Raw genomic sequence first — 23,037 nt, 5'->3', positions numbered from 1 at the left:
CCTTTACCCGGGCAAGGTGACCGAATACGTCGCGCCCCAGGGCAGCGGTACCTGTTCGGGGCCGGGCGCTGCGTCGGCCGGCTCGGGTAGGGGGACCAGGCGGCCGAATTGTTCGTGATGGGTGGAGGCCGGGGCGGCTTGCGCTGTCCCGGCCACCACGGCGATCGGCGCCGCTGCCAGGGCGCCGGCGACGGCAAATCGAGTGGCGATGCGGCGCTTGCTTGCTCGGGTCGAGATCATGAGCACTCCTGCGTGGTTTCGAGGTTCGGTGAATGCTGTGCCATTCACGGTATTGCGGGTTGATTGTGAAATCTCGTGTGCGAAGCTCATTCACAGGGAAATGGGATGGGCGGCACAGGAGGACAGATGAACGAATCCTCGGTACGAACCGAGCACCTGCCCGGCGGCCCGGACCTCGAGCGGATCATGCGCGAACACGCCTACCGCGGTGCGTACCTCCAACTGACGGTGCGCGGCGCTCTGGTGCTGTTCATCGCCCTGACACTGATCTTCGTCCCGCCGATGAACGACGCGGGATGGTGTTTCGCGATTCTGGGCGCCTATGCCCTCTGGTCGGCAGCCGTGGCGCTGTGGATCCGCAAAGGCGGCACCGGCCCGGTGACGATGATCTGGCTCGGCTTGTTCGTCGACCTCGCCGTGCTCGCAACTCTGACATTGCTGACCGGTCTCGCGGCCGAGCAGAGTTGGACCGCCGATATCTTGAGCAACGGGCTCTTCGTCATTCCGGTTCTGGCGTGTACGCAACTGCGGACGGACGTGTGTGTCGGCGTCGTTGCCTGCACGATCGGGGTGTTCTTCGTTTCCAGCTGGGCAACGATGACTTCGAACTCCGAGCCGTGGCCGTCGATCCTGCTGAGCACCATGGCCTTGGCCGGAGTGGGCGCAGGCGCAATCGGACTGACTCGGATTCAAAGATCACGCGTGTTGACCATCGGACAACTCGTCGGGCATCGCACGAGCCTTCTGGCCGAACTCATGGGGCTCGAGCAGCGACAGCGCACGGAACTGTCCGAGCAGTTGCACGACGGGGCGCTCCAGTACGTTCTCGCCGCGCGGATGGATCTCGACGAATTGGCAGACAGTGCGGAGCCTGTCGCGTTGGCGCGAGCTGGGAAAGCGCTCGGTGAAGCGACAACGCTGCTGAGATCGTCCGTCTCGGAACTGCATCCCACAGTTCTCGTCCACGTGGGCCTTGCCCGCGCGATCGGGGACCTCGCGCGATCGGCGCAGGGACGCGGCGGAGTAGTGGTCGACGTCGACACTTCGGGCTGGAACGACGATCTGCGCACGTCCGCGGACGACGTCCTGTTCGGCGCCGCACGAGAGCTGCTGGCCAACGTCGTCAAACATGCCGGTGCGCAAAATGTTCGGATCGAGCTCGCACGACTGGACCACCGTGCGGTGCTGGTGGTCTCGGACGACGGCCGGGGGATCAGCGTCGATCGGATTGCCGAACGACGGGCCGCCGGCCACATAGGGCTGCTCTCGCACGAGTTGCGGGTGGTTGCTGCGGGTGGCTCGTTCTCGGTCGGGCCGGGTGAAGAGTCCGGAACCCTCGCGCGAGTCGAGATACCGTTCCAGATCGTCACCGAATCCGACCACGAGCGCTGAGGAGTTGTCGATGACACTGATCACCGATCGCGAGCTCAACCTGGCGACACTGGCGAGGCAGTTCCTGCTGCGGAGGGCCGAGGTCAGCGCGTTGGATGCGATCGAGCACCTGGCGGGTCTGCAAGCCCAGGCGCCGACGCCTCCCTATCTGGCACTGTGGGCGCGGCTGAAGAACTTTGCAGCAGAAGACCTCTCCACCCTTGTGGAGAAGCGCCAGGTGGTGCGGCTGGTTGCCATGCGGGGCACGGTTTTTGCTCTCTCGGCCGCGGATGCGGGCCCCTTCCGGGCCACGGTTCAGACGATCATGGAACGCGATCTCCACACCAACAGCACACAGCGTGCGGCGCTCACCGGGTTGGATCTCGACGCTCTGGCGCGGGCGGGACGGGACCTCGTAGCGGACGGGCCGCTCACCCAGATGCAGATGAGACCGATACTGGCAGAGCGCTTTCCCGGTCACGCGGCCGAGGGACTGGCGCACGGAGTTCGAGGACTTCTGCCGATGGTGCAGGTCCCACCGCGAGGCCTGTGGGGACGATCCGGAGTACCGGCACTGACGACCTTGGAGAATTGGCTTGGCACGGAAGTGAGTTCATCGCCGGATCCGGATGCGATGGTGCTTCGTTATCTGGCGGCCTTCGGGCCCGCCAGTGTGAAAGATGCGCAAGCGTGGTCAGGGCTCACGAGACTCGCCGAAGTCTTCGAGAGGCTACGTCCCGGCTTGATCACCTTTGTCAACGCGAAAGGGGCCGAGGTGTTCGACCTGCCGGACGCGCCACGACCGACCTCCGGAACACCGCCGGTCAGAATCCTTGCTCCGTTCGACAACATCCTGCTCTCGCACGCCGACCGCTCGCGAATCATGGACGAGCAGTATCGAACTCGCGTCTTCACCGTCAACGGCATCATCAAGCCCGCCATCCTGGTGCGCGGAAAGGTGGTGGGATTCGCGACGGTGACGCCGGCCAAGGAGACGGTCGAGTTGGGTGCGACTCTGTTTGCACAGCAACCGAAGACCGCCCTCGCGTCCATCGAGAAAGAAGCGCGTTCGTTGCTGAAGTTCATGCACCCGAAGATCCCGAACCGCGAGGTTCACTTCACTGTATCTACGTAGCGGGCTTGTGCTTTCGGGGTGCTCGATCGCGCAGTTCGGCCACGATCTCGTCGTTCCACATGTGGCGCCGCACCAACCGGTACCGCTCTCGTGCGATCCACAAGTAGGCCTCGGCGTCGGTGTGCTCGGGCAACATCTCGGCGCCCCGCAGCATTCGCACGACGGGCAGAAACTCCTCGCCGAACCAGCGGCGGGCGACCGTGTCTCGGCCGAGGAACTCACCCTTCTCCTGCATGAGCCGAAAACCCCACGCCTCCACACACTCACTGAGTTCGGCGTACTCCCACGGGTCGGTGACCTGGACGGCTTCGCGTTGTGAACCCTGCAGCGGAACGCGGGTGAGGAAGAGTCGGCGATGATCCTTGATGAGCAGATCAGCGCGCTGAGTGATGCCTTCCGGCGAGATACGCGTGATGATCTCGGTGACGTACGCGTCGATTGTCTTCTGGTGCATCGCACAAGCAATGGACACTCGGTGGTGCCCGTCGATCACGAAATGCATGGAGCCGACCCGATACAACTGGACGGGTGGCACCGATTCGCCGCGTCGTTGCGCCACCGCAAGTCGCTCCCAACGAGCGCGCGAATGAGTGGACGTCGGACGGAAGTACCTGTCGAAATCACCTGTGCGGTCGACACTTCCGACTATCGATTCGATGGTGACGACCTGCAGCCCCAGAGACTTCTCGCCGACCTTGCCCAGAGCTGCGACAACCTCGTCGAACGGCAGGATCGCGTTGACGTCGTCCGGTTCGCGTCGTAGCCAACTGACCAGACGTGCCACGTCGGCGCGTCGACGCTGACGAGCGAAGTCGTTTTCCGCGTCGGCTGTGGGAAATCCGGTGTCACGAGCCATGTCGGCGCCTCACGATCGTCGGCGGAGTACCTGGGGAAATCTCCATCAGCGTGAAGCCGACGGTATTGAGCACGATAGTCCGGCCTACCGCCAGATCGAGAGGGGTTCGCCCGTGCGGGTGGATGTGTCCGTGGACCATCACCGTCGGATCGAGGTTGTGAATCAAAGGCGTGAAGCATTCGAACCCTCGATGTGGCCGATCCTCGGCGTCGCCGACACCGCGGGCGGGGCTGTGGGTGAGCAGCACATCCACGCCCGCCCGGCCGCCGGGAAGTCGCGATTGCCAGGCGTTTCGCCAAGCGAGCGAGCGAGCGCGTCGGCTCTGCTGGCGCTCGGACCATTGATTGGGACCCGTGTTGTATCGGATGGAACCACCGAGGCCCGCGATCCGCAGACCGGCGACGGTCACGATGCGTCCGTCGGCGTTGACTGCGCCGGTAGGCCCCGGCCACTGCGCAGGCATCCCGGCCCGCGTCCAACCCGATCTCTTGTTCGAATATCCGGACAGATCGGCGTCGTGGTTTCCGGGAACGAACACGCAAGGCGCATTCAGTTGGTCAGACAGGTACTCCAGATACGCAAACGGCAGATCGCCTGCGCCCAGGATCACGTCGACTCCGAGTGAACGAACTTGACTGCTCCACAGGAATTCGACGGTCTCGTCGCTGACAGCGAGAACGGAGACCATTTCGACGACGCTACCGCCACCGCGAGGTATCTGCGCTGCGAACCTCGCGGGCACGGTGTTTAGATGGACGAGTGTCAGACAGCGTCGTATCTTCCGTCCGGGCCCATCTCGTCAGCAGCATCGAGGGGCCGGACCCCACCGCGGCCTCGGTGACGTTCCTCGGTGTCGAACCGCTGGACGTGCTGCGTTTCGAATCACCCGACGGCCTGGTCCGCTACGTCACACTGGGGTGCTCGCGTCATCCGATGGGCGACCCCAACGAACTGGTCGCAGACCCCACACGCGGACCCCGCGCCGAGTTGGTACTCACGCTGCGCGGTGGCACCGGTGTGGCGTCAGGTGTGGCCAGGACGCTCGCGGTGCTGGCCGCGGCGCCGTCCGTCGAAGGCGTCGTGCTGCTCGAGGACGCACTGTTGGACCTGGGCGAGCCGCTGTGGAAGGACACTGCGTTCACGGCGGTGCTTCTCGGTGACAGCGGGATCGAAGACCTGACGCTGCCGGAGCCGTTCGACCCGGTGCGCTTCCTTGGTGTGGTCCCCCTGACCGGTACCGAAGCCGCCTGGGTGCGTCTGCGCGGCGCGGAGGCACTGAGGGAAGCGTGGACCGAGGCGGGGATCGACATCCGCGATCCGCACCGTTCCGCTGCCTCGCTCTAGCTGCGCTGGCGCTTTGTCCGTCAGATCATTCGGCGTGCACGAGGATGTCCGCCAAGTTCTCGAGACTTACCCGAACCGTCCGTGAAAATGCTTTCGTGACGATCGGGTCGGCCATCTTGCCGAATACTCCTCCCAGGCCGCTTTCGCTGTCGAGTCGGTAGGTGACCCGAGTGCCGTCACCGACTTCTTCGCAGGTCGTGGTCTGCGAGAAGCTGACCGGACTTTCGACGGACGTCGATTTCGAAGATCTCGGTGGGTCGTACTCGGTGAATTCGGATGTCCACTCGAGACGCTTGCCCAGGATTCGCGAGACACCGTGCCAGCGGCTTCCCACGCCCATCGGGCCGTCGGTGATCTGTTTGCACTCGACCATCGAATTCTCCCAGTTGGGCCAGTTCTCGGCGACGGCGATGTACTCCCAGACGTCCTTGGGTGGCAACGCGATCTCCACGGATTGCTCGACTGTAGGCATGGTTGCTCCTCCACTTCTCCTTGGATCTGAATTTGCTTGTCGCAAAATGGATTTCGGGAACGGAATGAAAATGCGTACCCATATCCATTGTCCGCCTGCGACGGTGGCAAGTACAGGGAGTCAGCGTGCGAGGTTCACAGCCAGTTGTTGCGACGGAAGAGAAAGAACAAGCCGACACACACCGACGCGATGAGGAACAGGATGGACTGATAGCCGTACTTGTAACCGAGTTCCGGCATGTTCTCGAAGTTCATCCCGTAGATACCGGCAACGCCGGTCGGCACGGCGGCGATAGCGACCCACGCGGAGATCTTGCGCATGTCGGTGTTTTGCTGCACCGCGATCTTCGCGAGTGCGGCGTCGACCAGCGAACTCAACACCTCGTCGTATTCCGAGATACGTTCGGCCACGATCGTGTGGTGATCTCGTACGTCACGGAAGTATCGCCGGATCTCCTTCGGGACGAGGCCGCCCGCGGGCTGGGTCAGCTGGAGCAGTGGCAATCCGAGTGGAGTGACCGAGCGTCGTAGTTCGACGATTTCACGTTTGAGCAGGTAGATGTGCTCGACGGCAACGGTGTTCCGCGGGTTGAACACCAACTCTTCCATGCTGTCGACGTCCTGTTCGACGAGTTGGATGACGGAGAGATAGCTGTCTACGACGTGGTCGGTGATCGCGTGCAACACCGCGAACGGGCCCATGGTGAGGCGCTCGGGGTTCTGCTCGAGTGACTTGCGCACGCTTGCCAGTTCGGAGTGATCCCCGTGCCGGACGGTCACCACGAAGTCGGGGCCGACGAACACCATGATCTCGCCGGTTTCGACGATCTCGCTCGCCGTCGCGACGGACTCGTGCGGTACGTAGACGACCGTGCGCAGCACCAGGAACATGACGTCGTCGTAGCGTTCGAGTTTCGGGCGCTCGTGTGCATGGACGGCATCCTCGACCATCAGCTCGTGGAGTCCGAAAGTTGCTGCGACATCTTGCATCTGACCTTCGTCGGGAGCGTGCATGCCCACCCAGACGAACGCGTTGTCGCGACTACGAACCTCGGCCAACGCGGCGCGGTGCGTGTACTTGCCCGGCAACCGCACGCCATCCACGTAGACCGCGCAGTCGACGATCGCGCGGGCAGCCGGAACGGGGATCTTGGGCGCATCGGCTTGCGTCGATTTGCCGTTCGACCAATTCGGCAGTGACGGCATGGTTGGCACGCTCGCTCCTTCTCGGTCTGTAATGCAGTGGAACGGCAGGGGAACGGCACTACAGAGACACCTGATCGAATTGCGCTGCCGCTGCGGCGTAATCGTACGTCAGCTTCCGGCTCGCCCACCGGAGCGCGATGAAGTTGCCGATTGCTGACACACTGGAACAGTGCGAATAGACCTTCACACCCACTCCAACGCATCGGACGGCACCGACACCCCGGCTGCCCTCATGCGCGCCGCAGCCGACGCCGGACTCGACGTCGTCGCCATCACCGATCACGACACGACTTCGGGCTGGGCCGAGGCGGCGCAGGCCTTGCCGGCCGGCGTCAGCCTGGTTCGTGGGATGGAGATGTCGTGCGAAGGTCGAGGTGAGCGTGGTTGGCCGGTCGCTGTACATCTGCTTGCGTACCTGTTCGATCCGACGCACCCCGAATTCGCAAAAGAACGTGAGCGACTGCGCGCCGAACGCGTCGAACGTATCCGGGTGATGACGACCATGATGGCGCGTGACGGTCTGCCCGTCGATCCCGATCAGATCCTCGCCGACGCCGGTCCGTCCGTCGGACGCCCGCACGTCGCAGCGGCCTTGATGCGAGCGGGAGTGGTGTCGAGCATCAGTGAGGCCTTCTCCGACCTGTTGTCCAGTCGAGGACGATACGACGTTCCCAAGTACGACACTCCGCTCGAGTACGCCGTCGAACTGGTGGCAGCCGCCGGGGGAGTGACCGTCCTTGCGCATGGACGGGCCCGTTCGCGCGGCGGATTGCTTGCGCTCGACCACATCCGCGATCTGGCCGATTTGGGTCTCGGGGGCCTCGAAGTCGATCACCCGGACCATCGCAGCGACGATCGTGACGTCCTGCGCCGCCTGGCTGTCGACCTCGGTTTGGCAGTCACCGGATCCTCTGACTACCACGGCGAGAACAAGACGATCGGACTCGGCGACGAGCTCACGGACGAAGCCGAGTTCGACAAACTCGTCTCGGCTGCCACCGGCGTGGAGGTACTGGGGCGCTGATGCTCGACACCACGCTCTACCTCACCGTGTTCATCACGCTGTTCGTGATCATGGACCCGCCCGGAGTCATCCCGGTGTTCTTGTCACTCGTCGGACGTAAAAGCCGTGAAGATCGCAATCGAGCGGCATGGCAGGCCCCCGCCGTCTCCCTGGCGGTCATCTCGGTCTTTGCCATCGGCGGTCAGGCGATCCTCAACTACCTCCACATCGGCATTCCGGCGTTGCAGGGCGCCGGCGGATTGCTGCTGCTTCTCATCGCACTCGAACTGCTGACCGGAAAGGCCTCCAACCGTCCGCAGGGAGCCGACGACGTCAACGTCGCACTCGTTCCTCTGGGAACGCCGATGATGGCCGGTCCCGGTGCGATAGCGGCCGTCATCGTCTTTGTCGCCCAGGCCGACGGTGAAGCGGCGTCGTATCTGGCGATCGCGTTGGCGATTCTGTCCATCCACCTCGTGCTGTTCGTGGTCCTGCGCTTCTCGACCGCACTGATCCGGATACTGGGCGAGGGTGGCATCAGTCTGCTGGCACGCATCGCCGGTCTTCTGCTCGCCGCCATCGCGGTTCAACTCATTGCGGAATCAGTCCGCGGATTCGTCGCGGGAGCGTAAGAGATGACATACGACGACAGGTACGACCGGAACGACAGGTACGAGGACGACTACCAGTACCAGGAATATCAGGACTATCAGTACGAAGACGATTACGACTATCCCGCCGACAAACGACAATGGCTGCTGGTCCGCGCTCTACGCGCCCTGAGCGGCACCGTGGCGGCCGGAATCGTGGTCTTGACACTCGTGATCATCGGTTCGGCATATCTGGGCGGCAACCGCGGATTCCCAGGTCCGGGAACAACGTCGATCACCGCGCACATTGCGGCCTCGGTGGTTGCTCTCGCCGCGCAGATCTGGTGCGACCGCAGGCGGGGTATCGCGGCGGTTGCCGGATCGGTGGTCGTGCTCGTGGTGGCGGGGCTGTTGTTGGTGACGCAGTGGTGGGGATGACTGGGTGGGGATGACACGGTGGGGATGACTGGGTGGGGATGACACGGTGGGGATGACGGCTCGGTTTCGAGTGTGGTGAGGAATCCGACCGCTTGGAGGATTTGATTGTGATCCGACTCTGGTGGCAAACTGGAGTTACTTCGAGGCGGCGCCACAGCCCGGCCCCGAAGTGCAGGTTTCGTCAGAATTTCTCCCGAAACCTAGATTGCATGGATACGCCAGGGCTCACCCGCCCCACACCATGACGCTTCGGATGTATTGCGGCCCACTTTCTCGCGCACGCCGAATGCTCTTCTTCTCAGTAGTCGTTCGCGGAAGAAATGATCTCTGACCGTTGTGAACGTGGTTTCGCAGCGGTCCGAAGGATTACTTCCCAGTAACCCAGCCCCGCTTGAGGCTGGACTAATCAGGAGTGTCATCGTGTCCCTCGTGACTGAAGCCATCAACGTACCCAAGGTCGAGTTGACCGACGAAGAAATCTTTGCCGCTCACGTCGGTGGCAAGCTCTCGGTCGAGACCACAGCACCGCTCGATACGCAGCGGGCCCTCTCGATCGCCTACACGCCGGGTGTTGCTCAGGTGAGCCGCGCCATCGCTGCAGACGAAACCCTCGCCGATCGATACACGTGGACCAACCGACTCGTCGTCGTGGTCAGCGACGGCACCGCGGTTCTCGGACTCGGCGACATCGGCCCTCGCGCGTCGCTGCCCGTCATGGAGGGCAAGTCGGCGCTGTTCAAGAACTTTGCCGGACTGAACTCCATTCCGCTGGTTCTCGACACCAAGGATCCCGACGAGATCGTCGAGACACTCATCCGACTGCGTCCGAGCTTCGGCGCGGTCAACCTCGAGGACATCTCGGCGCCGCGTTGCTTCGAGATCGAGAAGCGCGTCATCGAAGCTCTCGACTGCCCCGTCATGCACGACGATCAGCACGGAACCGCCATCGTGGTCCTCGCGGCACTCAAGGGCGCCGTGAAGGTCCAGAGCCGCGACATCACCACACTCAAGGTCGTCATCTCCGGCGCCGGCGCTGCGGGTGTTGCCTGCGCGAACATCCTGCTCGCCGCCGGAATCAGCGACGTCATCGTGCTGGACTCGAAGGGCATCATCTCGGGTGAGCGCAGCGACCTCAACGACGTGAAGGCAGAACTCGCGGCCCGCACCAATCCCCGTGACCTGCATGGTGGTGCCATCGAGGCTCTCGAAGGTGCTGACGTGTTCCTTGGTGTCTCGGCGGGCAAGATCCCCGAGGAGCTCATCGCTTCGATGGCTCCCGAGTCGATCGTGTTCGCACTCTCCAACCCGGACCCGGAGATTCACCCCGAAACCGCGTCGAAGTACGCGGCGATCGTGGCGACGGGCCGTAGTGATTTCCCGAACCAGATCAACAACGTTCTTGCCTTCCCCGGTGTCTTCAAGGGCGCGCTCGACGCCGGCGCCCGTCGCATCACCGAAGGTATGAAGCTCGCTGCCGCCGAGGCAATCCTGTCGGTGGTCGGCGACGAGTTGGCGGCGGACAAAATCGTCCCCAGCCCACTCGACCCTCGCGTGGCACCCGCAGTAGCGGAAGCCGTCGCGGCCGCAGCGCATGCTGAGGGCGTGACCAGCTAAGAGGGACTACGAAAGCCCCGATCGGAACCCGCACACAAGGTTCCGATCGGGGCTTTTTCGTGTGTACCGAGAGCTACAGACGAGTGAGGTCGGGTGTTCGGCGCAGCCTGCCGGTCCCGGGAACCGATGCCCAGACCACCAGCGCCAGTAAGCCGTCCACGACGAGAGCCACAACCGCGACCAGGATTGCGCCGACGACCACTCGGTCGTACTTGTAGAGCGCGAGACCGTCGAAGATGTACCGGCCGAGGCCGCCGAGGTTGACGTAGGCGGCGACCGTTGCCGTGGCAATCACCTGTAGTGTCGCGTTACGCAGTCCGCCGAGAATCAATGGCAGCGCATTGGGTATCTCGACGCGGAAGAGCACTTGGAGTTCGGTCATACCCATCGCCCGTGCGGCCTCGACGACGCCGCGGTCGACGCTGGCGATTCCGGCGTACGTGCCGGCGAGTAGTGGGGGAATACCAAGAATGACGAGGGCGAGAATCGGCGGCATCACTCCCAGACCCATGAGAAGAACGAGGAAGGTCAGCAGGCCGAGAGTGGGCAGTGACCGCAGTGCGTTGACCAGACTGACGACCACGATCTCACCGCGACGCAGATGGCCGATGAGTAATCCGATGGGCACCGCGATCACAGCCGAAAGTGCCACGGCCAGAACGCTGTACCAGAGGTGCTGGAGGATGCGGGTGCCGATTCCGGTGTCGCCGCTCCAATTTCCGGGATCGACGATGAAGTCCCAGGCCCCGGTGAAGATGCTCATACGGGTTCCCCCTCGGCTGACAGGACGGCGGGAACCTTCGACGAGGTCGACGTTCTGGTCCACGGGGTCAGGAATCGGCCGATCAGATACAGGATCAGATCGAGCGCCAGTGCCAGCACGACGATCGCGATGATGCCCGCAACGATCTGGTCGGGATAGTCGCGGTCGTAGCCTTGTTTGAACAGGACTCCAAGCCCGCCGATTCCGATCAGAGATCCGACTGACACCAGCGAAATATTGGTAACGGCAATAACTCTGATGTTCGCGATCATCACCGGCAGCGCCAATGGCAACTCGACCGTCAGAGCGCGTCGTAGTGGTGTGAAACCGACGGCGGTGGAGGCGTCGATGACGTTGTCCGGCACCGAGTCGAGTGCTTCGGGTACTGCCCGGATGAGCAGTGCCGTCGCATACACGCTGAGTGCGATCACGACGTTGAGAGGATCAAGGGTCTTGAGTCCGAACAACTGGGGGATGGTGACGAACAGCGCGAGCGACGGAATCGTGAACGCAATGCTCGCCAGGGTCAACGTGATTCGGCGCAGCCATCTGACGTTGCGGATCGCTGTTCCGACCGGAACGGCAATCAGGAGACCGATCAGCAAAGGAAGCAGTGCCAGATACAGATGGGTCTTCGAGTAATCCACGACCGTCGAGAAATTGTCGATGAGCCAGCGCATGCCGCTACGACCCGAATCCCTCGGTGAAGGCGACGCGGTTGCGTTCCTCGTCCTCGCGTCGACGCTGATCTGCCAATTTCGCAACGACTTCGGAACCGAGGATCCCGCCGATGACCGCGCCCTCGCCGTCGACGGCAACGCCGATACCGGAAGGCGACGAGATCGCCGCATCGAGTGCTTGGCGGAGGTCGCCGCCGGGGGAGAACAGCGAACCACCGGCAGACGTCGACTGAGCAAGGGTTCGTCCCGAGCGCAGGCCTTCGACGCCGGTCACGTCGATCCATCCCTGCGGAGTTCCGTTGTCCGTGACCACGAGAACCCATTCGCCCAATTCGAGACGTAGAGCCTTCAATTCGTTCTCGACGGCCGTGCGTACAGGGTGCAACGGAACCTCGTCGGCAGCGCGGAACGACAATCCCCGATAGCCGCGATCGCGTCCGACGAATCCGGCGACAAAATCCGTTGCCGGAGCGGCCAACACGTCGCGAGGTGCCGCCACCTGCTGAAGCCGCCCGCCGGGACCGAAGACGGCAATGTGATCACCGAGTTTGACTGCCTCGTCGATGTCGTGGGTGACAAAGACGATCGTCTTCTTCAGTTCGCTTTGCAGACGGAGCATTTCGGTCTGCAGATCCTCACGCACGACGGGGTCGACGGCGCTGAACGGCTCGTCCATCAACAGGATCGGCGGATCGGCCGCCAATGCACGCGCAACTCCCACACGCTGTTGCTGTCCACCCGAGAGTTGCCCGGGGTAGCGGGTGGCAAGTGAGATGTCCAGACCGACTCGTTCGAGCACACCCAACGCGGCTTTACGGGCGGCGCGGCGGGACTCACCGCGCAGCACCGGAACCGTTGCGACGTTGTCGATCACGGTGCGGTGCGGAAGCAGGCCGGCGTTCTGGATGACGTACCCGATACCGAGACGCAGTTTCACCGCGTCGGTCTGGGCGATGTCACGACCGTCGACGAAGATCTTGCCCGACGTCGGTGTGATCATCCGGTTGATCATGCGCATCGACGTCGTCTTGCCGCACCCGGACGGCCCCACGAACACCGTGAACGACTCGGCCTCGATGGTGAGATCGAGACGGTCGACGGCGGTGGTGCCGTCCGGATACTGCTTGGTGACGCCCTCGAAGGTGATCACGTGACTACGAGACCGGCTTGTCGAGGCCCTGCGCCGTCACCCACGCCTTGGCCGCCGCTGCCGGCTCCGTCTTGGTGTCGCCGGACACCTGGACGTTGAGTGCCAACAACTCTTCGGTGGTGAGCTTGGCGGACACCGCATCGAGGACTGTCTTCAACTTGTCGGAAGACTTCGACGCGCGCAGCACCGGCACCACGTTCTGAGCCGGGAAATTGTTCTTCGGGTCTTCGAGAACCACGAAGTTGTTCTCCGGGATGGAGGCCGACGTCGTGAAGATGTTTGCCGCGGTGATGTCACCGGAGGAGAGAGCCTTCACGGTTGCCGGTCCACCGCCGTCGGCGATCGGAACGAAGTTGGCTGCCGAGATGTCGAGGCCGTAATTGGACTTCAAACCGGGCAATCCGGCTGGACGTTCCTGGAACTCGGCCGGAGCACCGAACTTGACCTCGGCGGAATGCGGAGCCAGATCGGCGATCGTCTTCAGGTTCCACTTGTCAGCGGTTTCCTTCGTGACGACGACGGCGTCCTTGTCCTCGGCGGATGCAGGCGTCGCAATTGCCAATTCCGACCCGAGAGCTGCGGGAAGAGCAGCGAGGACGTCAGCGGAGCTGGTGGCCGTGCTGTCGGGATCCAAGTACTGCAGGAGGTTTCCCGTGTAATCCGGAATGACACTGATGGACCCGTCCTTGAGTGCCGGAATGTACGCCTCGCGGCTGCCGACGTTGAACGACGTGGACACATCGAACCCGTTGACACGCAGTGCTTCGGCGTAGATGTTGGCGATCGTCTCGGATTCGGTGAAGTTGGCGGAGCCGACAACGATCGCGTTGGGATCGCTGTTGGAGTCACCGTCGCTGCTACCGCACGCTGTCAGTGCAGTCAGAGAGACAACGGTTGCCGCGGCTACGAGCCAACGGTTGGAACGAAATCGTGAGGTGCGCATGAGCGTCCTTCCGGTTTTTCGGGCGTCCCGTGTTTCGGGCGTCGGAAACCATTCCCTTGTGGCGAAGCCACCCGAGTGACTTCGACGGCGCCGCCACCGAGTGGCTGCGTCAGGACTGGTTACCGCGCATCGCCCGACAAGTGTAACGATAGGTACCGACATGGCACGGTTTTCGATCCATGGGATTGGATGTGAGGATTTCGGTGAAGAGCACACGCACGAAGTATTCGACTGTTGTTGCAGCACTGATGGTCCTGCCGATTCTCAGCGGATGCGCAAACGGCGATTCGGTGGTAGAGGGTGCCGAAGCGGAGTCTCGTGACCAGATCGTGGTGGCTGCTGACGCATCGGTGGAGAGTTCGGTGTTGGCCGAGGTGTATTCGACGGTGCTCTCCTCCTCCGGCCTGTCGGCTCGCGTCGAATCGGTGGGTGGTGGCCGAAACCAATCACTCGAGGCTCTGGACGCAGCGCGAGTCACTTTGGTGCCCGAGTTCACTGGCGCGCTGCTCGATCACTACGACCCGTCATCCCCGGCCCGCAAGGCCGACGACGTCTTCGAAGCCTTGAGTCGCTCTCTGCCGGAGGGTCTTTCGGTCTCCGACTATGCGATGGCCGAAGATCGTGCGGTCCTCGCACTCGACACCGGATACGCACAGTCGTTGGGAGCGAAGACGATAGAAGCCTTTGCTCCTTCGTGTGCCGCGGCGAGGCCGCTCGTCTCCGCGAGATTCGTCGAGGACGGGGCAGTGGAACAGTTGGCCGAGGGCGCCGAGTGTGTCTTCGCCGGTGTCGATCAGGCAACGCCGGCAGACGTACCCGGTGCACAAGTATTCGGAACCACGACGCTGTCGGCGTTGGCACAATCCGATGCCGTCACAGTGCTCGCTGATTCGAATCACGTTCTGGCTGCGCAGAATGTCGTTCCGCTCTTTCGAGCGGGCGCACTGGGAGATTCGGCTGTCAAGGCGCTCAGCGTCGTTGCCGGTGAACTGTCCACCACCGATCTCGCCGCAATGATCGAGCAGGTGCGGACCGGCAAGGCGTCAGCCTCGGAAGTCGCCCGCACCTGGTGGGACACCCGTCAGTGACATGGACGGAGTGGGCCACCCGTCAGTGACATGGACGGAGTGGGCCACCCGTCAGTGACTGTTCGAGCCCACTGCTGAACTCGAATCATCCTTGGCACGAATCAGTTTCGATGCGATGAACTGGCCGAGGTCGGAAACGGCGTCTGCTGCTTCCTTCACCAGTGACGCCTGTGCGTGAGCCACGTGCCACAGTCGCGCGTACTCCACCAGGGACACGTCGACGCCGGCAGCGGAGAGCTTGTCGGTGAACGTCATGATCTGCGGGTAGAGGACTTCCTCGGAACCGACGTGAATCCTGGTGGGTGGCAACCCGTCGAGCTTGCCATGCATCGGTGCGTAGCCGGGATCAGTACGGTCGCCTCCGGCAAGGTAGGCGTCGGCGGCGTCGAAGGACCACGCTGTGTTGACCACCAGGTCGGCCTTTTTGGTAGCACTCCGATCGCCGGGATCGACCCACGGTGAGATCAGGGCAAGCGCGCCGGGGGTCACGCCGTGACGCTCGATCAGACGGATAGCGGTCGCCGCGGCCAGGCCGCCACCGGCCGAATCGCCGGCGATGGCAACGCGGTCTTCCGAATAGTCGAACTCGGTGACCAACTGCATGAAGGCTGAGACCGCGTCGTCGAGAGCGGCGGGATACGGATTCTCCGGCGCGAGACGGTAGTCCAAGGTGAAGACCGCACTGGACGACTCACGGGCGAGATGAGCTGCGAGAGAACGGTGTGTGGACAGCGAACCCAGCGTGTACGCCCCGCCATGCAGGTAGAGAACTGCGGTGGGGCGCTCGGTTGCGCCGACGGTGATCTTCTCTGCCGGTCGGCAAGCCAGCTCCAGCGGGCGCACGACGGCGCCCGCTGGAACCTGCTGTAGCGGTGCCCCGGCCTCGAGCAACAGACGTTGAATCCGATACGGCAGCCGCGAGTTGAAAGCCAGACGGAAGTACGGCTTCAACAAGAATGCGACCACGGGCAGCGGAAGGGTGAACGTGCTCACCGGCAGGGCTCCTGACTCTTTGTGCGAACTGCGCTGTGAAACGAACTGCGCTGTGAAACGAACTCAGCTGGACTTGGGCATCATTCGGCCGGCGACGATCGCGACGATGCGCTGGTAGCCCGATCCTACGAGGCGAACCCAGGCGTCGAGTGCGATTGCGTCCATCCCGATGAGAACTCGCGGCTTGCTCTTGCGAACACCGTTGACGATCGTCTTGGCGGCGTCCTCCGGTGTGGTGCGCGCGAGCTTGCGGTCGAAGAACTCGGAGAAGACCGCAAGATCTTCACCCGGGCCTGCGGTGGCGTTGCGTGCGATGGCGGTCTTGATTCCGCCCGGGTGCACACAGGTCACCTTCACCGGGTGCTTGGCGATCAGCATTTCCTGGCGAAGCGACTCGGTGAAACCGCGAACGGCGAACTTGGCCGAGTTGTATGCGCTCTGACCCGGCATCGACAGCAGACCGAAGAGGCTCGACACGTTCACGATGTGCCCGTCGCCGGATGCGATGACGTGGGGGAGGAATGCCTTGGTGCCGTTGACAACTCCCCAGAAGTCGACGTCCATGACACGTTCGAAGTCCTTGAATTCGGACTTCTCGAAAGTGCCGTGGTAGGCGATTCCGGCGTTGTTGTAGATCTGGTTGACCTTGCCGAAATGGGCGACAACCGCGTCGGCGTACTCGAGAACCGCTTCGCGCTGGGTGACGTCGAGATGGTCCGACTTCACCTCGGCGCCGATGGCTTCCACCAGACGCGTTGTCTCGGCGAGCCCGATGGTGTCCACGTCGGAGATTGCCAACTTGGCGCCCTGGCCGGCCAGGTTCAGTGCTAGTGCGCGACCGATGCCCGATCCCGCTCCGGTGATGACTACGACCTTGCCTGCAAAATCACTCATTGTGCTACTGCCTTCTCGTCGTCGAGGTCGATCTGTGAAGTGGTCGCGGTGCCGACGGCGCCAAGATCCGAGGTGGCGACGCTGCGGTATGCCGCGAGGTCGAAATGCTTGGTGGCATTGCGGAACTGGAAGGTGAAGCCAGGCCACAGGGTGGTGTTGTTTCCGTGCTTGTCCATGTACCAGCTGGCGCAACCGCCGTTGTTCCACACGCTCTTGGACATAGCTGCCTGCAGGTCCTTGTTGTACTTGTCCTGCTTGTCCTTGCGCACCTCGATGGTGCCGATGTCGTACTTGTCGATGGTGGCGATCGCGTCGACCAGGTAGTTGATCTGCGACTCGATCATGAAGACCATCGATGAATGTCCGAGGCCGGTGTTGGGTCCGACGAGGAAGAACATGTTGGGGAAGTTGGCAACTGCCGCGCCCTTGTATCCCTGCATGCCGGTCTCTTCGAAGACCTCGGCGAGCGAGCGTCCGTCCTTGCCGAAGATTCCCGCGAAGGTGGGGGAGTCGGTGACGTGGAATCCGGTCGCCACGACGATGGCATCGATCTCACGCGTGGTGCCGGTCTTCGAAACGATCCCGTTGGCGGTGACCTCCTCGATGCCTTCGGTCACCAGGTCGACATTGTCCTGGGCGAGGGTGGGGAAGTAGTTGTTCGAGATCAGCATGCGCTTGCAGCCGATCTGGAAGTTGGGCATGACCTTCTTGCGAAGATCCTTGTCCTTGATCTGGGCCTTCAGGTGACGCTCGGCGGCGAACTGCAGCGGCTTCATGAAGACCGGCGCCTTGGCCAGGCCGACGACCTGCGTCTCTCGCATCCAGTAGATACCGGTGCGGCACAACTTCTGGAAGCCGGGGAGGTACTTGAACGCGAGGTGCTCGATCTTGGTGTACTCGCGGTCTGCGCGGGGCAGGATCCACGGCGCCGTGCGCTGGTACACGTCGAGATGCGAGACCTTCTTGCCGATGGCCGGCACGATCTGGATGGCCGAGGCGCCGGTTCCGATGACGGCCACACGCTTGCCGGTCAGATCGGCGTCGTGGTTCCAACGCGAGGAGTGGAAGATCTCGCCCTTGAAGCCGTCGATGCCCTTGATGTCCGGAAGTGAAGGCTCACACAATGCGCCGACGGCCGAGACGACGATCTTTGCGACGAATTCGCCCTTGTTGGTGCTGACGTGCCACCGAGCAGACGCCTCGTCCCAGCGTGCGGAGAGAACATCGCAGTCGAAGATGTGCTTGTCGAGCACCTTGTGGCGGTTGGCCACCGACTGGATGTACTTGTAGATCTCGGGCTGAGTGGAGAAGGAGCGCGTCCACTCCGGATTGAGTGCAAAAGAGTACGAGTACAAATGCGACGGCACGTCACACGCGGCGCCCGGGTAGCTGTTGTCACGCCAGGTTCCGCCGACGTCGTTGCCGCGCTCGAGAACGACGTAGTCCGTGATGCCGGCCTGTGCCAGTTTGATCGCCGCACCGAGACCGGCGAAACCACTGCCGATGATCAGTGTGCCGACGTGGCGAGTATCCGCGGCAGGTGCTGAGGTATCTGTAACTGGAAGACTCATGTAGGGAACGATATGCCTTTATTGAGTCACGGTCAATAGCTTATTGACGAATATTCAGTAGTCTGTTGGGCATGGACGCAGTAAAGCGAACACGGCTCGACCCTGCGCAACGCCGAGCGCAACTCATCGACCTCGGGGCGCGGATGCTGGCCGAACGGCCGCTCGAACAGATTTCCGTCGAGGACATCGCCGATCAGGCTGGTGTCTCGCGGGGGCTTCTGTTCCACTACTTCGCGTCGAAAAGCGAGTTCCATCTGGCGATCGTCCGACACAGCAGTGAACAGATGCTCCAGCGCACCGAGCCGAGCGAGTCGGACGATCCGATGCTCACCCTCCGCTCGGTGCTGGCGTCGTACGTCGACTACGTGACCGAGAACCGCAATACCTACGTCTCGCTGCTCCGGGGGACCGCCAGCGGGGATCCGCAGATGCGTGAGGTGTTCGAGCAGACTCGCGACATCATGGCCAAGAGAACCCTCGATCAGCTCCCGAAGATCGGCCTGACTCGAACACCTCAGGTGGAGTTGGCCGTTCGCGGTTGGATCGCGTTTGTCGAGGAAGCCACCATCAGTTGGCTCCGAGCGCCCGCCATCACCCGCGAGGAACTGATCGACCTGACGGTTCAGTCGTTACCTGCGTTGGCACTGGCCGCCGTCGGCTTCGATGCCGGGCCGGATCTGGGTCTGCTGCAATCGAATTGACGTGAACGCAGAAAGGCCGGGCCCCACACTCCTTGCGGAATGTGGGGCCCGGCCCTTGTCAAATTACTGAGATCAGTTGGTCGGCAGGAACGCCTCGTCCAAGATCTCCTGCTGCTCCACCGCGTGGACCTTGCTCGATCCCGAAGAGGGAGCGGACATCGGACGACGCGAGATGCGCTTGATACCGGTCAAGGTCTCCGGCAGAAGGTCCGGCAGAGCCAGCCCGAGGAACGGCCACGCACCCTGGTTTGCGGGCTCTTCCTGGACCCAACGGAACTGATCCGCATTCGGGTAACGGTCCAGGGTCTCCTTGAGGCGACGCTTCGGCACGGGGTAGAGCTGCTCCATGCGCACGATGGCGATGTCGTCACGCTCGTCCTTGTGCTTCTTCGCCAGGAGTTCCCAGTACAGCTTGCCGCTGACCAGCAGAACCCGCTTGACCGATTCGCGTGCGCTTTCGCCGCTCTCGTATGCCGGCTCCTCGAAGACCGAACGGAACTTGCCCGTCGTGAAGTCCTCGACGTTGCTGACGGCAGCCTTGTTACGCAGCATCGACTTGGGCGTGAAAACCACCAGCGGACGGCGGATGCCGTCGAGGTGATGGCGACGCAGCAGGTGGAAGTAGCTGGCCGGAGTCGACGGAACCGCAACGGTCATCGAGCCTTCTGCACACAGCTGAAGGAAACGCTCGATGCGACCGGAGGTGTGGTCCGGACCCTGACCCTCGTGACCGTGCGGCAGGAGCAGCACGACGTCGGAGAGCTGACCCCACTTGGCCTCACCCGAAGAGATGAACTCGTCGATGATGGTCTGCGCGCCGTTGACGAAGTCACCGAACTGCGCTTCCCACAGGACCAGAGCGTCGGGGTTACCGACCGAGTAGCCGTACTCGAAGCCCAGACCTGCGTACTCGGTGAGTGCGGAGTCGTAGACCATGAACTTGCCGCCGTTTTCGGCGTCGGCAGCGATCTTGGCGATCGGGCTGTACTCGTTGCCGGTCTTGCGGTCGATGAGGACCGAGTGACGCTGCGTGAACGTTCCTCGCTTGGAGTCCTGACCCGCGAGGCGGATCAAGGCACCCTGCTCGGCCAACGAGCCGAACGCGAGCAATTCTGCGAACGCCCAGTCGACATGTCCCTCACGGGCCATCTCGCGGCGCTTCTCGGCAACCGGCTTGACGCGCGGGTGAACGGTGAAGCCGTCGGGGACGTTGACGAACGCATCACCGATGCGCTCGAGGACCTCGGGAGCGACAGCCGTGGTCAGGCGAGCCGGGGGAGTCTGGTCGAGTTCGACGGACTCGGACGGTTCGGGCTGGAACTTCTCGAGTTCACGGACCTCGTTGAAGACCCGTTCGAGCTGGCCCTGGTAGTCGCGAAGTGCGTCTTCGGCTTCCTTGAGCGAGATGTCACCGCGGCCGATGAGGGACTCGGTGTAGCTCTTACGAACGCTGCGCTTGGTGTCGATGACGTCGTACATGGCCGGCTGGGTCATCGACGGGTCGTCGCCCTCGTTGTGACCGCGACGGCGGTAGCAGATGAGGTCGATGACAACGTCCTTGCCGAACTTCTCACGGAAGTCGACGGCCAGCTGAGCAACCCAGACGCAAGCCTCGGGGTCGTCGCCGTTGACGTGGAAGACCGGTGCGGCGATCATCTTCGCGACGTCGGTGCAGTACTCGGACGAGCGTGAATGTTCCGGAGCGGTGGTGAAGCCGACCTGGTTGTTCACGACGATGTGCACGGTGCCACCGGTGCGGTAACCGCGAAGCAGCGAGAGGTTGAGCGTCTCGGCGACAACGCCCTGACCGGCGAATGCAGCGTCACCGTGCAGCATGAGCGGCAGGACGGTGAAGCCTTCTTCACCCTTGTCGAGGATGTCCTGCTTGGCGCGGACCAGGCCTTCGAGAACCGGGTCGACGGCCTCGAGGTGCGACGGGTTTGCGGTCAAGGAGACAGCGATGTCGTTGTCACCGAACATCTGGATGTACGTTCCGCTGGCACCCAAGTGGTACTTCACGTCGCCGGAGCCGTGAGCGGCTGCCGGGTTCATGTTGCCCTCGAACTCCGTGAAGATCTTGGAGTACGGCTTGCCGACGATGTTGGCAAGCACGTTGAGACGGCCACGGTGCGGCATGCCGATGACGACCTCGTCGAGCTGGTGCTCGGCGGCCTGGTCGATCACGGCGTCCATCATCGGGATGACGGCTTCGGCGCCTTCGAGCGAGAAGCGCTTCTGGCCGACGTACTTGGTCTGCAGGAACGTCTCGAAGGCCTCGGCGGCGTTGAGCTTGCTCAGGATGTACTTCTGCTGAGCGACCGAAGGCTTGGCGTGATGGCCCTCGACGCGGTCCTGGATCCACTGACGCTGATCCGTCTCGAGGATGTGCGTGTACTCGACGCCGACGTGGCGGCAGTACGCGTCGCGCAGCACGCTCAACACGTCGCGCAGCTTCATCTTCTCTTGACCGTGGAAGCCGCCGACCTTGAACTCACGGTCCAGATCCCACAGCGTCAGGCCGTGGCTGATGACGTCGAGGTCGGGGTGGCTGTGGAACTTGTCCTTGACGAACTGCAACGGGTCCGTGTCGGCCATGAGGTGGCCGCGGTCACGGTATGCAGCGATCAGTTCGAGAACGCGGGTGTTCTTGTCGACAGCGCCTTCCGGCACGTCCTTGCGCCACCGCACCGGCTCGTACGGGTTGCCGAGCGCGTGGAAGATCTCGTCGTAGAACTCGTCGCTGATCAGCAGGTTGTGGATCGTGCGCAGGAAATCGCCCGACTCGGCACCCTGGATGATGCGGTGATCGTAGGTCGAGGTGAGAGTCATCAACTTGCCGACGCCCATCTCGGCCAGCTTCTCGTCGCTGGCGCCCTGGAACTCGGCGGGGTATTCCATCGCGCCGGCACCGATGATGGCGCCCTGGCCCTTCATCAGGCGAGGAACGGAGTGAACCGTGCCGATACCGCCCGGGTTGGTCAGCGAAATGGTGACGCCGGTGAAGTCTTCGCCGGTGAGCTTGCCTTCACGGGCGCGTCGGACGATGTCCTCGTATGCCGCGTGGAACTGGACGAAGTTCATCGACTCGGTGTTCCGGATGGCGGCAACTACCAGTGAGCGGTTGCCGTCCTTTCCGGGAAGGTCGATCGCGAGTCCGAGATTGGTGTGCTCGGGCGTGACCGCGTTCGGCTTGCCGTCGATTTCGGCGAAGTGCCGGTTCATGTTGGGGAACGCGTTGACTGCCTGGACGATCGCGTAACCCAAGAGGTGGGTGAACGAGATCTTGCCGCCGCGGGTACGCGCGAGGTGGTTGTTGATGACGATGCGGTTGTCGAACATCAGCTTCGCGGGGATGGCACGCACGCTGGTTGCAGTCGGGATCTCGAGCGAGAGCGACATGTTCTTGACGACTGCGGCTGCGGCGCCGCGGAGAACCTTGGTTTCCTCGGCTCCGCCGGCAGGGGCGGGCTTCGCAGTAGCGGCCGCGGGCTTGGCTGCTGCGGGCTGGGCCGGGGCGGCCTTGGCGGCGGGCGCTGCCGTCTTCGCGGGGGCCGGAGCGGCAGCCTTGGCAGCCGGTGCAGGAGGTGCGGTCTTGGGGGCGGGAGGCGTGGCCTTGGGAGCAGCAGGCGGAGCTACAACAGCGGCGGGTGCAGCCGCGTTGCCGTTCGAGGCAGTCCCGTTTCCACCTCCCGTGTTCGCCGAGTCCGGCGAGTAATCGGTCAAGAATTCGTGCCAACTGGGATCCACGGACGACGGATCGTCCTGGAAGCGTTGGTACATCTCGTCAACCAGCCACTGGTTCTGTCCGAATTGGGATGTAGAACTGCTGCTCACGGCAGGTGTTCGCCTCGTTTCTATTTCGGTACCCGATCAGAGCGCCTATATACATGAGATTAGCCCGAGCGTGTGACGAGCAATTGTGCGGCACACAATTTGTGAGCTGTCTCACGGAAGTACGTGATCTTGCGATCGCGCACTTTCTCTCG

General features: G+C 62.9%; 22 protein-coding genes. 9 read left to right on the top strand and 13 right to left on the bottom strand.

Going from position 1 to position 23,037, the window contains the following annotated elements:
• Positions 1 to 3: 3 nt before the first annotated feature.
• Positions 4 to 240 carry a hypothetical protein gene (locus tag GN300_RS01120; RefSeq protein WP_007736112.1) on the bottom strand — a complete coding sequence of 79 codons (237 nt, stop codon included), beginning with the start codon at positions 238 to 240 and terminating at the stop codon, positions 4 to 6.
• Positions 241 to 366: 126 nt separating this feature from the next.
• Here GN300_RS01120 and GN300_RS01115 point away from each other — a divergent pair, with 126 nt between their 5' ends.
• A complete protein-coding gene (locus tag GN300_RS01115) occupies positions 367 to 1,632 on the top strand; it encodes a sensor histidine kinase (RefSeq protein WP_063316871.1) in 1,266 nt (421 codons plus the stop codon).
• Positions 1,633 to 1,642: 10 nt separating this feature from the next.
• A complete protein-coding gene (locus GN300_RS01110) occupies positions 1,643 to 2,746 on the top strand; it encodes a winged helix DNA-binding domain-containing protein (protein ID WP_063316842.1) in 1,104 nt (367 codons plus the stop codon).
• On the opposite strand, the gene GN300_RS01105 is transcribed toward GN300_RS01110, so the two are convergent.
• Positions 2,739 to 3,602 carry a hypothetical protein gene (locus GN300_RS01105; RefSeq protein WP_063316843.1) on the bottom strand — a complete coding sequence of 288 codons (864 nt, stop codon included), beginning with the start codon at positions 3,600 to 3,602 and terminating at the stop codon, positions 2,739 to 2,741. The two genes, GN300_RS01110 and GN300_RS01105, sit on opposite strands and share 8 nt — an antisense overlap.
• Positions 3,592 to 4,290, bottom strand: coding sequence for a metallophosphoesterase (locus GN300_RS01100; RefSeq protein WP_042923373.1), 699 nt, complete (start codon positions 4,288 to 4,290; stop codon positions 3,592 to 3,594). Before GN300_RS01100 ends, GN300_RS01105 begins: the two co-directional genes overlap by 11 nt.
• 71 nt (positions 4,291 to 4,361) lie before the next feature.
• On the opposite strand from GN300_RS01100, the gene GN300_RS01095 reads away from it, so the two are divergent.
• Positions 4,362 to 4,946 carry a suppressor of fused domain protein gene (locus GN300_RS01095; RefSeq protein WP_007736116.1) on the top strand — a complete coding sequence of 195 codons (585 nt, stop codon included), beginning with the start codon at positions 4,362 to 4,364 and terminating at the stop codon, positions 4,944 to 4,946.
• A 25-nt stretch (positions 4,947 to 4,971) separates the two neighbouring features.
• Here GN300_RS01095 and GN300_RS01090 read toward each other — a convergent pair whose 3' ends face one another.
• Both GN300_RS01090 and GN300_RS01085 read right to left on the bottom strand, forming a co-directional pair.
• Positions 4,972 to 5,418, bottom strand: a complete 447-nt coding sequence (locus GN300_RS01090) for an SRPBCC family protein (RefSeq protein WP_007736117.1) — start codon at positions 5,416 to 5,418, stop codon at positions 4,972 to 4,974.
• A 134-nt stretch (positions 5,419 to 5,552) separates the two neighbouring features.
• The gene (locus GN300_RS01085) at positions 5,553 to 6,623 is read right to left on the bottom strand and encodes a magnesium and cobalt transport protein CorA (protein ID WP_007736118.1); all 1,071 of its coding nucleotides are present in this window, start codon (positions 6,621 to 6,623) and stop codon (positions 5,553 to 5,555) included.
• 169 nt (positions 6,624 to 6,792) lie between these two features.
• Here GN300_RS01085 and GN300_RS01080 point away from each other — a divergent pair, with 169 nt between their 5' ends.
• From GN300_RS01080 to GN300_RS01065, 4 genes are all read left to right on the top strand, one after another.
• On the top strand, positions 6,793 to 7,647 hold the full coding sequence (locus GN300_RS01080; RefSeq protein ID WP_042923377.1) for a PHP domain-containing protein: 855 nt from the start codon (positions 6,793 to 6,795) through the stop codon (positions 7,645 to 7,647).
• Positions 7,644 to 8,258 carry a MarC family protein gene (locus GN300_RS01075; protein ID WP_164490628.1) on the top strand — a complete coding sequence of 205 codons (615 nt, stop codon included), beginning with the start codon at positions 7,644 to 7,646 and terminating at the stop codon, positions 8,256 to 8,258. The genes GN300_RS01080 and GN300_RS01075 overlap by 4 nt, the downstream gene beginning before the upstream one ends.
• Positions 8,259 to 8,261: 3 nt before the next feature.
• On the top strand, positions 8,262 to 8,654 hold the full coding sequence (locus GN300_RS01070) for a hypothetical protein (RefSeq protein ID WP_007736120.1): 393 nt from the start codon (positions 8,262 to 8,264) through the stop codon (positions 8,652 to 8,654).
• Positions 8,655 to 9,074: 420 nt separating this feature from the next.
• On the top strand, positions 9,075 to 10,268 hold the full coding sequence (locus GN300_RS01065) for an NADP-dependent malic enzyme (RefSeq protein WP_003945072.1): 1,194 nt from the start codon (positions 9,075 to 9,077) through the stop codon (positions 10,266 to 10,268).
• Positions 10,269 to 10,341: 73 nt separating this feature from the next.
• Here GN300_RS01065 and GN300_RS01060 read toward each other — a convergent pair whose 3' ends face one another.
• The 4 genes from GN300_RS01060 to GN300_RS01045 are packed head-to-tail and all read right to left on the bottom strand — an operon-like array spanning position 10,342 to position 13,804.
• Complete coding sequence (locus GN300_RS01060; RefSeq protein ID WP_003945081.1) at positions 10,342 to 11,031, bottom strand: ABC transporter permease; 690 nt, start codon at positions 11,029 to 11,031, stop codon at positions 10,342 to 10,344.
• Entirely contained in the window at positions 11,028 to 11,711 is a 684-nt protein-coding gene (locus tag GN300_RS01055) for an ABC transporter permease (protein ID WP_007736121.1), read from the bottom strand. Before GN300_RS01055 ends, GN300_RS01060 begins: the two co-directional genes overlap by 4 nt.
• 4 nt (positions 11,712 to 11,715) lie before the next feature.
• Positions 11,716 to 12,861: an ABC transporter ATP-binding protein gene (locus GN300_RS01050; RefSeq protein WP_003945084.1), complete on the bottom strand. Its 1,146-nt coding sequence runs from the start codon at positions 12,859 to 12,861 to the stop codon at positions 11,716 to 11,718.
• 4 nt (positions 12,862 to 12,865) lie between these two features.
• On the bottom strand, positions 12,866 to 13,804 hold the full coding sequence (locus tag GN300_RS01045) for an ABC transporter substrate-binding protein (RefSeq protein WP_003945094.1): 939 nt from the start codon (positions 13,802 to 13,804) through the stop codon (positions 12,866 to 12,868).
• 203 nt (positions 13,805 to 14,007) lie between these two features.
• Between GN300_RS01045 and GN300_RS01040 the strand changes: the two genes are divergently transcribed.
• Entirely contained in the window at positions 14,008 to 14,892 is an 885-nt protein-coding gene (locus GN300_RS01040) for an ABC transporter substrate-binding protein (protein ID WP_030536932.1), read from the top strand.
• Positions 14,893 to 14,943: 51 nt separating this feature from the next.
• On the opposite strand, the gene GN300_RS01035 is transcribed toward GN300_RS01040, so the two are convergent.
• The 3 genes from GN300_RS01035 to GN300_RS01025 all read right to left on the bottom strand — a co-directional run bounded on the left by GN300_RS01035 (position 14,944) and on the right by GN300_RS01025 (position 18,350).
• Positions 14,944 to 15,885, bottom strand: coding sequence for an alpha/beta hydrolase fold domain-containing protein (locus tag GN300_RS01035; protein WP_063316844.1), 942 nt, complete (start codon positions 15,883 to 15,885; stop codon positions 14,944 to 14,946).
• Positions 15,886 to 15,948: 63 nt separating this feature from the next.
• The gene (locus GN300_RS01030; protein ID WP_007736128.1) at positions 15,949 to 16,779 is read right to left on the bottom strand and encodes an SDR family oxidoreductase; all 831 of its coding nucleotides are present in this window, start codon (positions 16,777 to 16,779) and stop codon (positions 15,949 to 15,951) included.
• Complete coding sequence (locus GN300_RS01025; protein WP_003945071.1) at positions 16,776 to 18,350, bottom strand: NAD(P)/FAD-dependent oxidoreductase; 1,575 nt, start codon at positions 18,348 to 18,350, stop codon at positions 16,776 to 16,778. Before GN300_RS01025 ends, GN300_RS01030 begins: the two co-directional genes overlap by 4 nt.
• Before the next feature lie 71 nt (positions 18,351 to 18,421).
• Between GN300_RS01025 and GN300_RS01020 the strand changes: the two genes are divergently transcribed.
• The gene (locus GN300_RS01020; protein WP_007736130.1) at positions 18,422 to 19,051 is read left to right on the top strand and encodes a TetR/AcrR family transcriptional regulator; all 630 of its coding nucleotides are present in this window, start codon (positions 18,422 to 18,424) and stop codon (positions 19,049 to 19,051) included.
• A gap of 72 nt (positions 19,052 to 19,123) precedes the next feature.
• Here GN300_RS01020 and GN300_RS01015 read toward each other — a convergent pair whose 3' ends face one another.
• Positions 19,124 to 22,885 carry a multifunctional oxoglutarate decarboxylase/oxoglutarate dehydrogenase thiamine pyrophosphate-binding subunit/dihydrolipoyllysine-residue succinyltransferase subunit gene (locus GN300_RS01015; RefSeq protein ID WP_047268983.1) on the bottom strand — a complete coding sequence of 1,254 codons (3,762 nt, stop codon included), beginning with the start codon at positions 22,883 to 22,885 and terminating at the stop codon, positions 19,124 to 19,126.
• Between the last annotated feature and the right edge of the window lie 152 nt (positions 22,886 to 23,037).

It is taken from the genome of Rhodococcus sp. Ni2, assembly GCF_021352185.1.
Classification (GTDB): Bacteria; Actinomycetota; Actinomycetes; order Mycobacteriales; family Mycobacteriaceae; genus Rhodococcus_F; species Rhodococcus_F qingshengii.
This window is presented reverse-complemented; position numbering and strand designations above follow the sequence as displayed.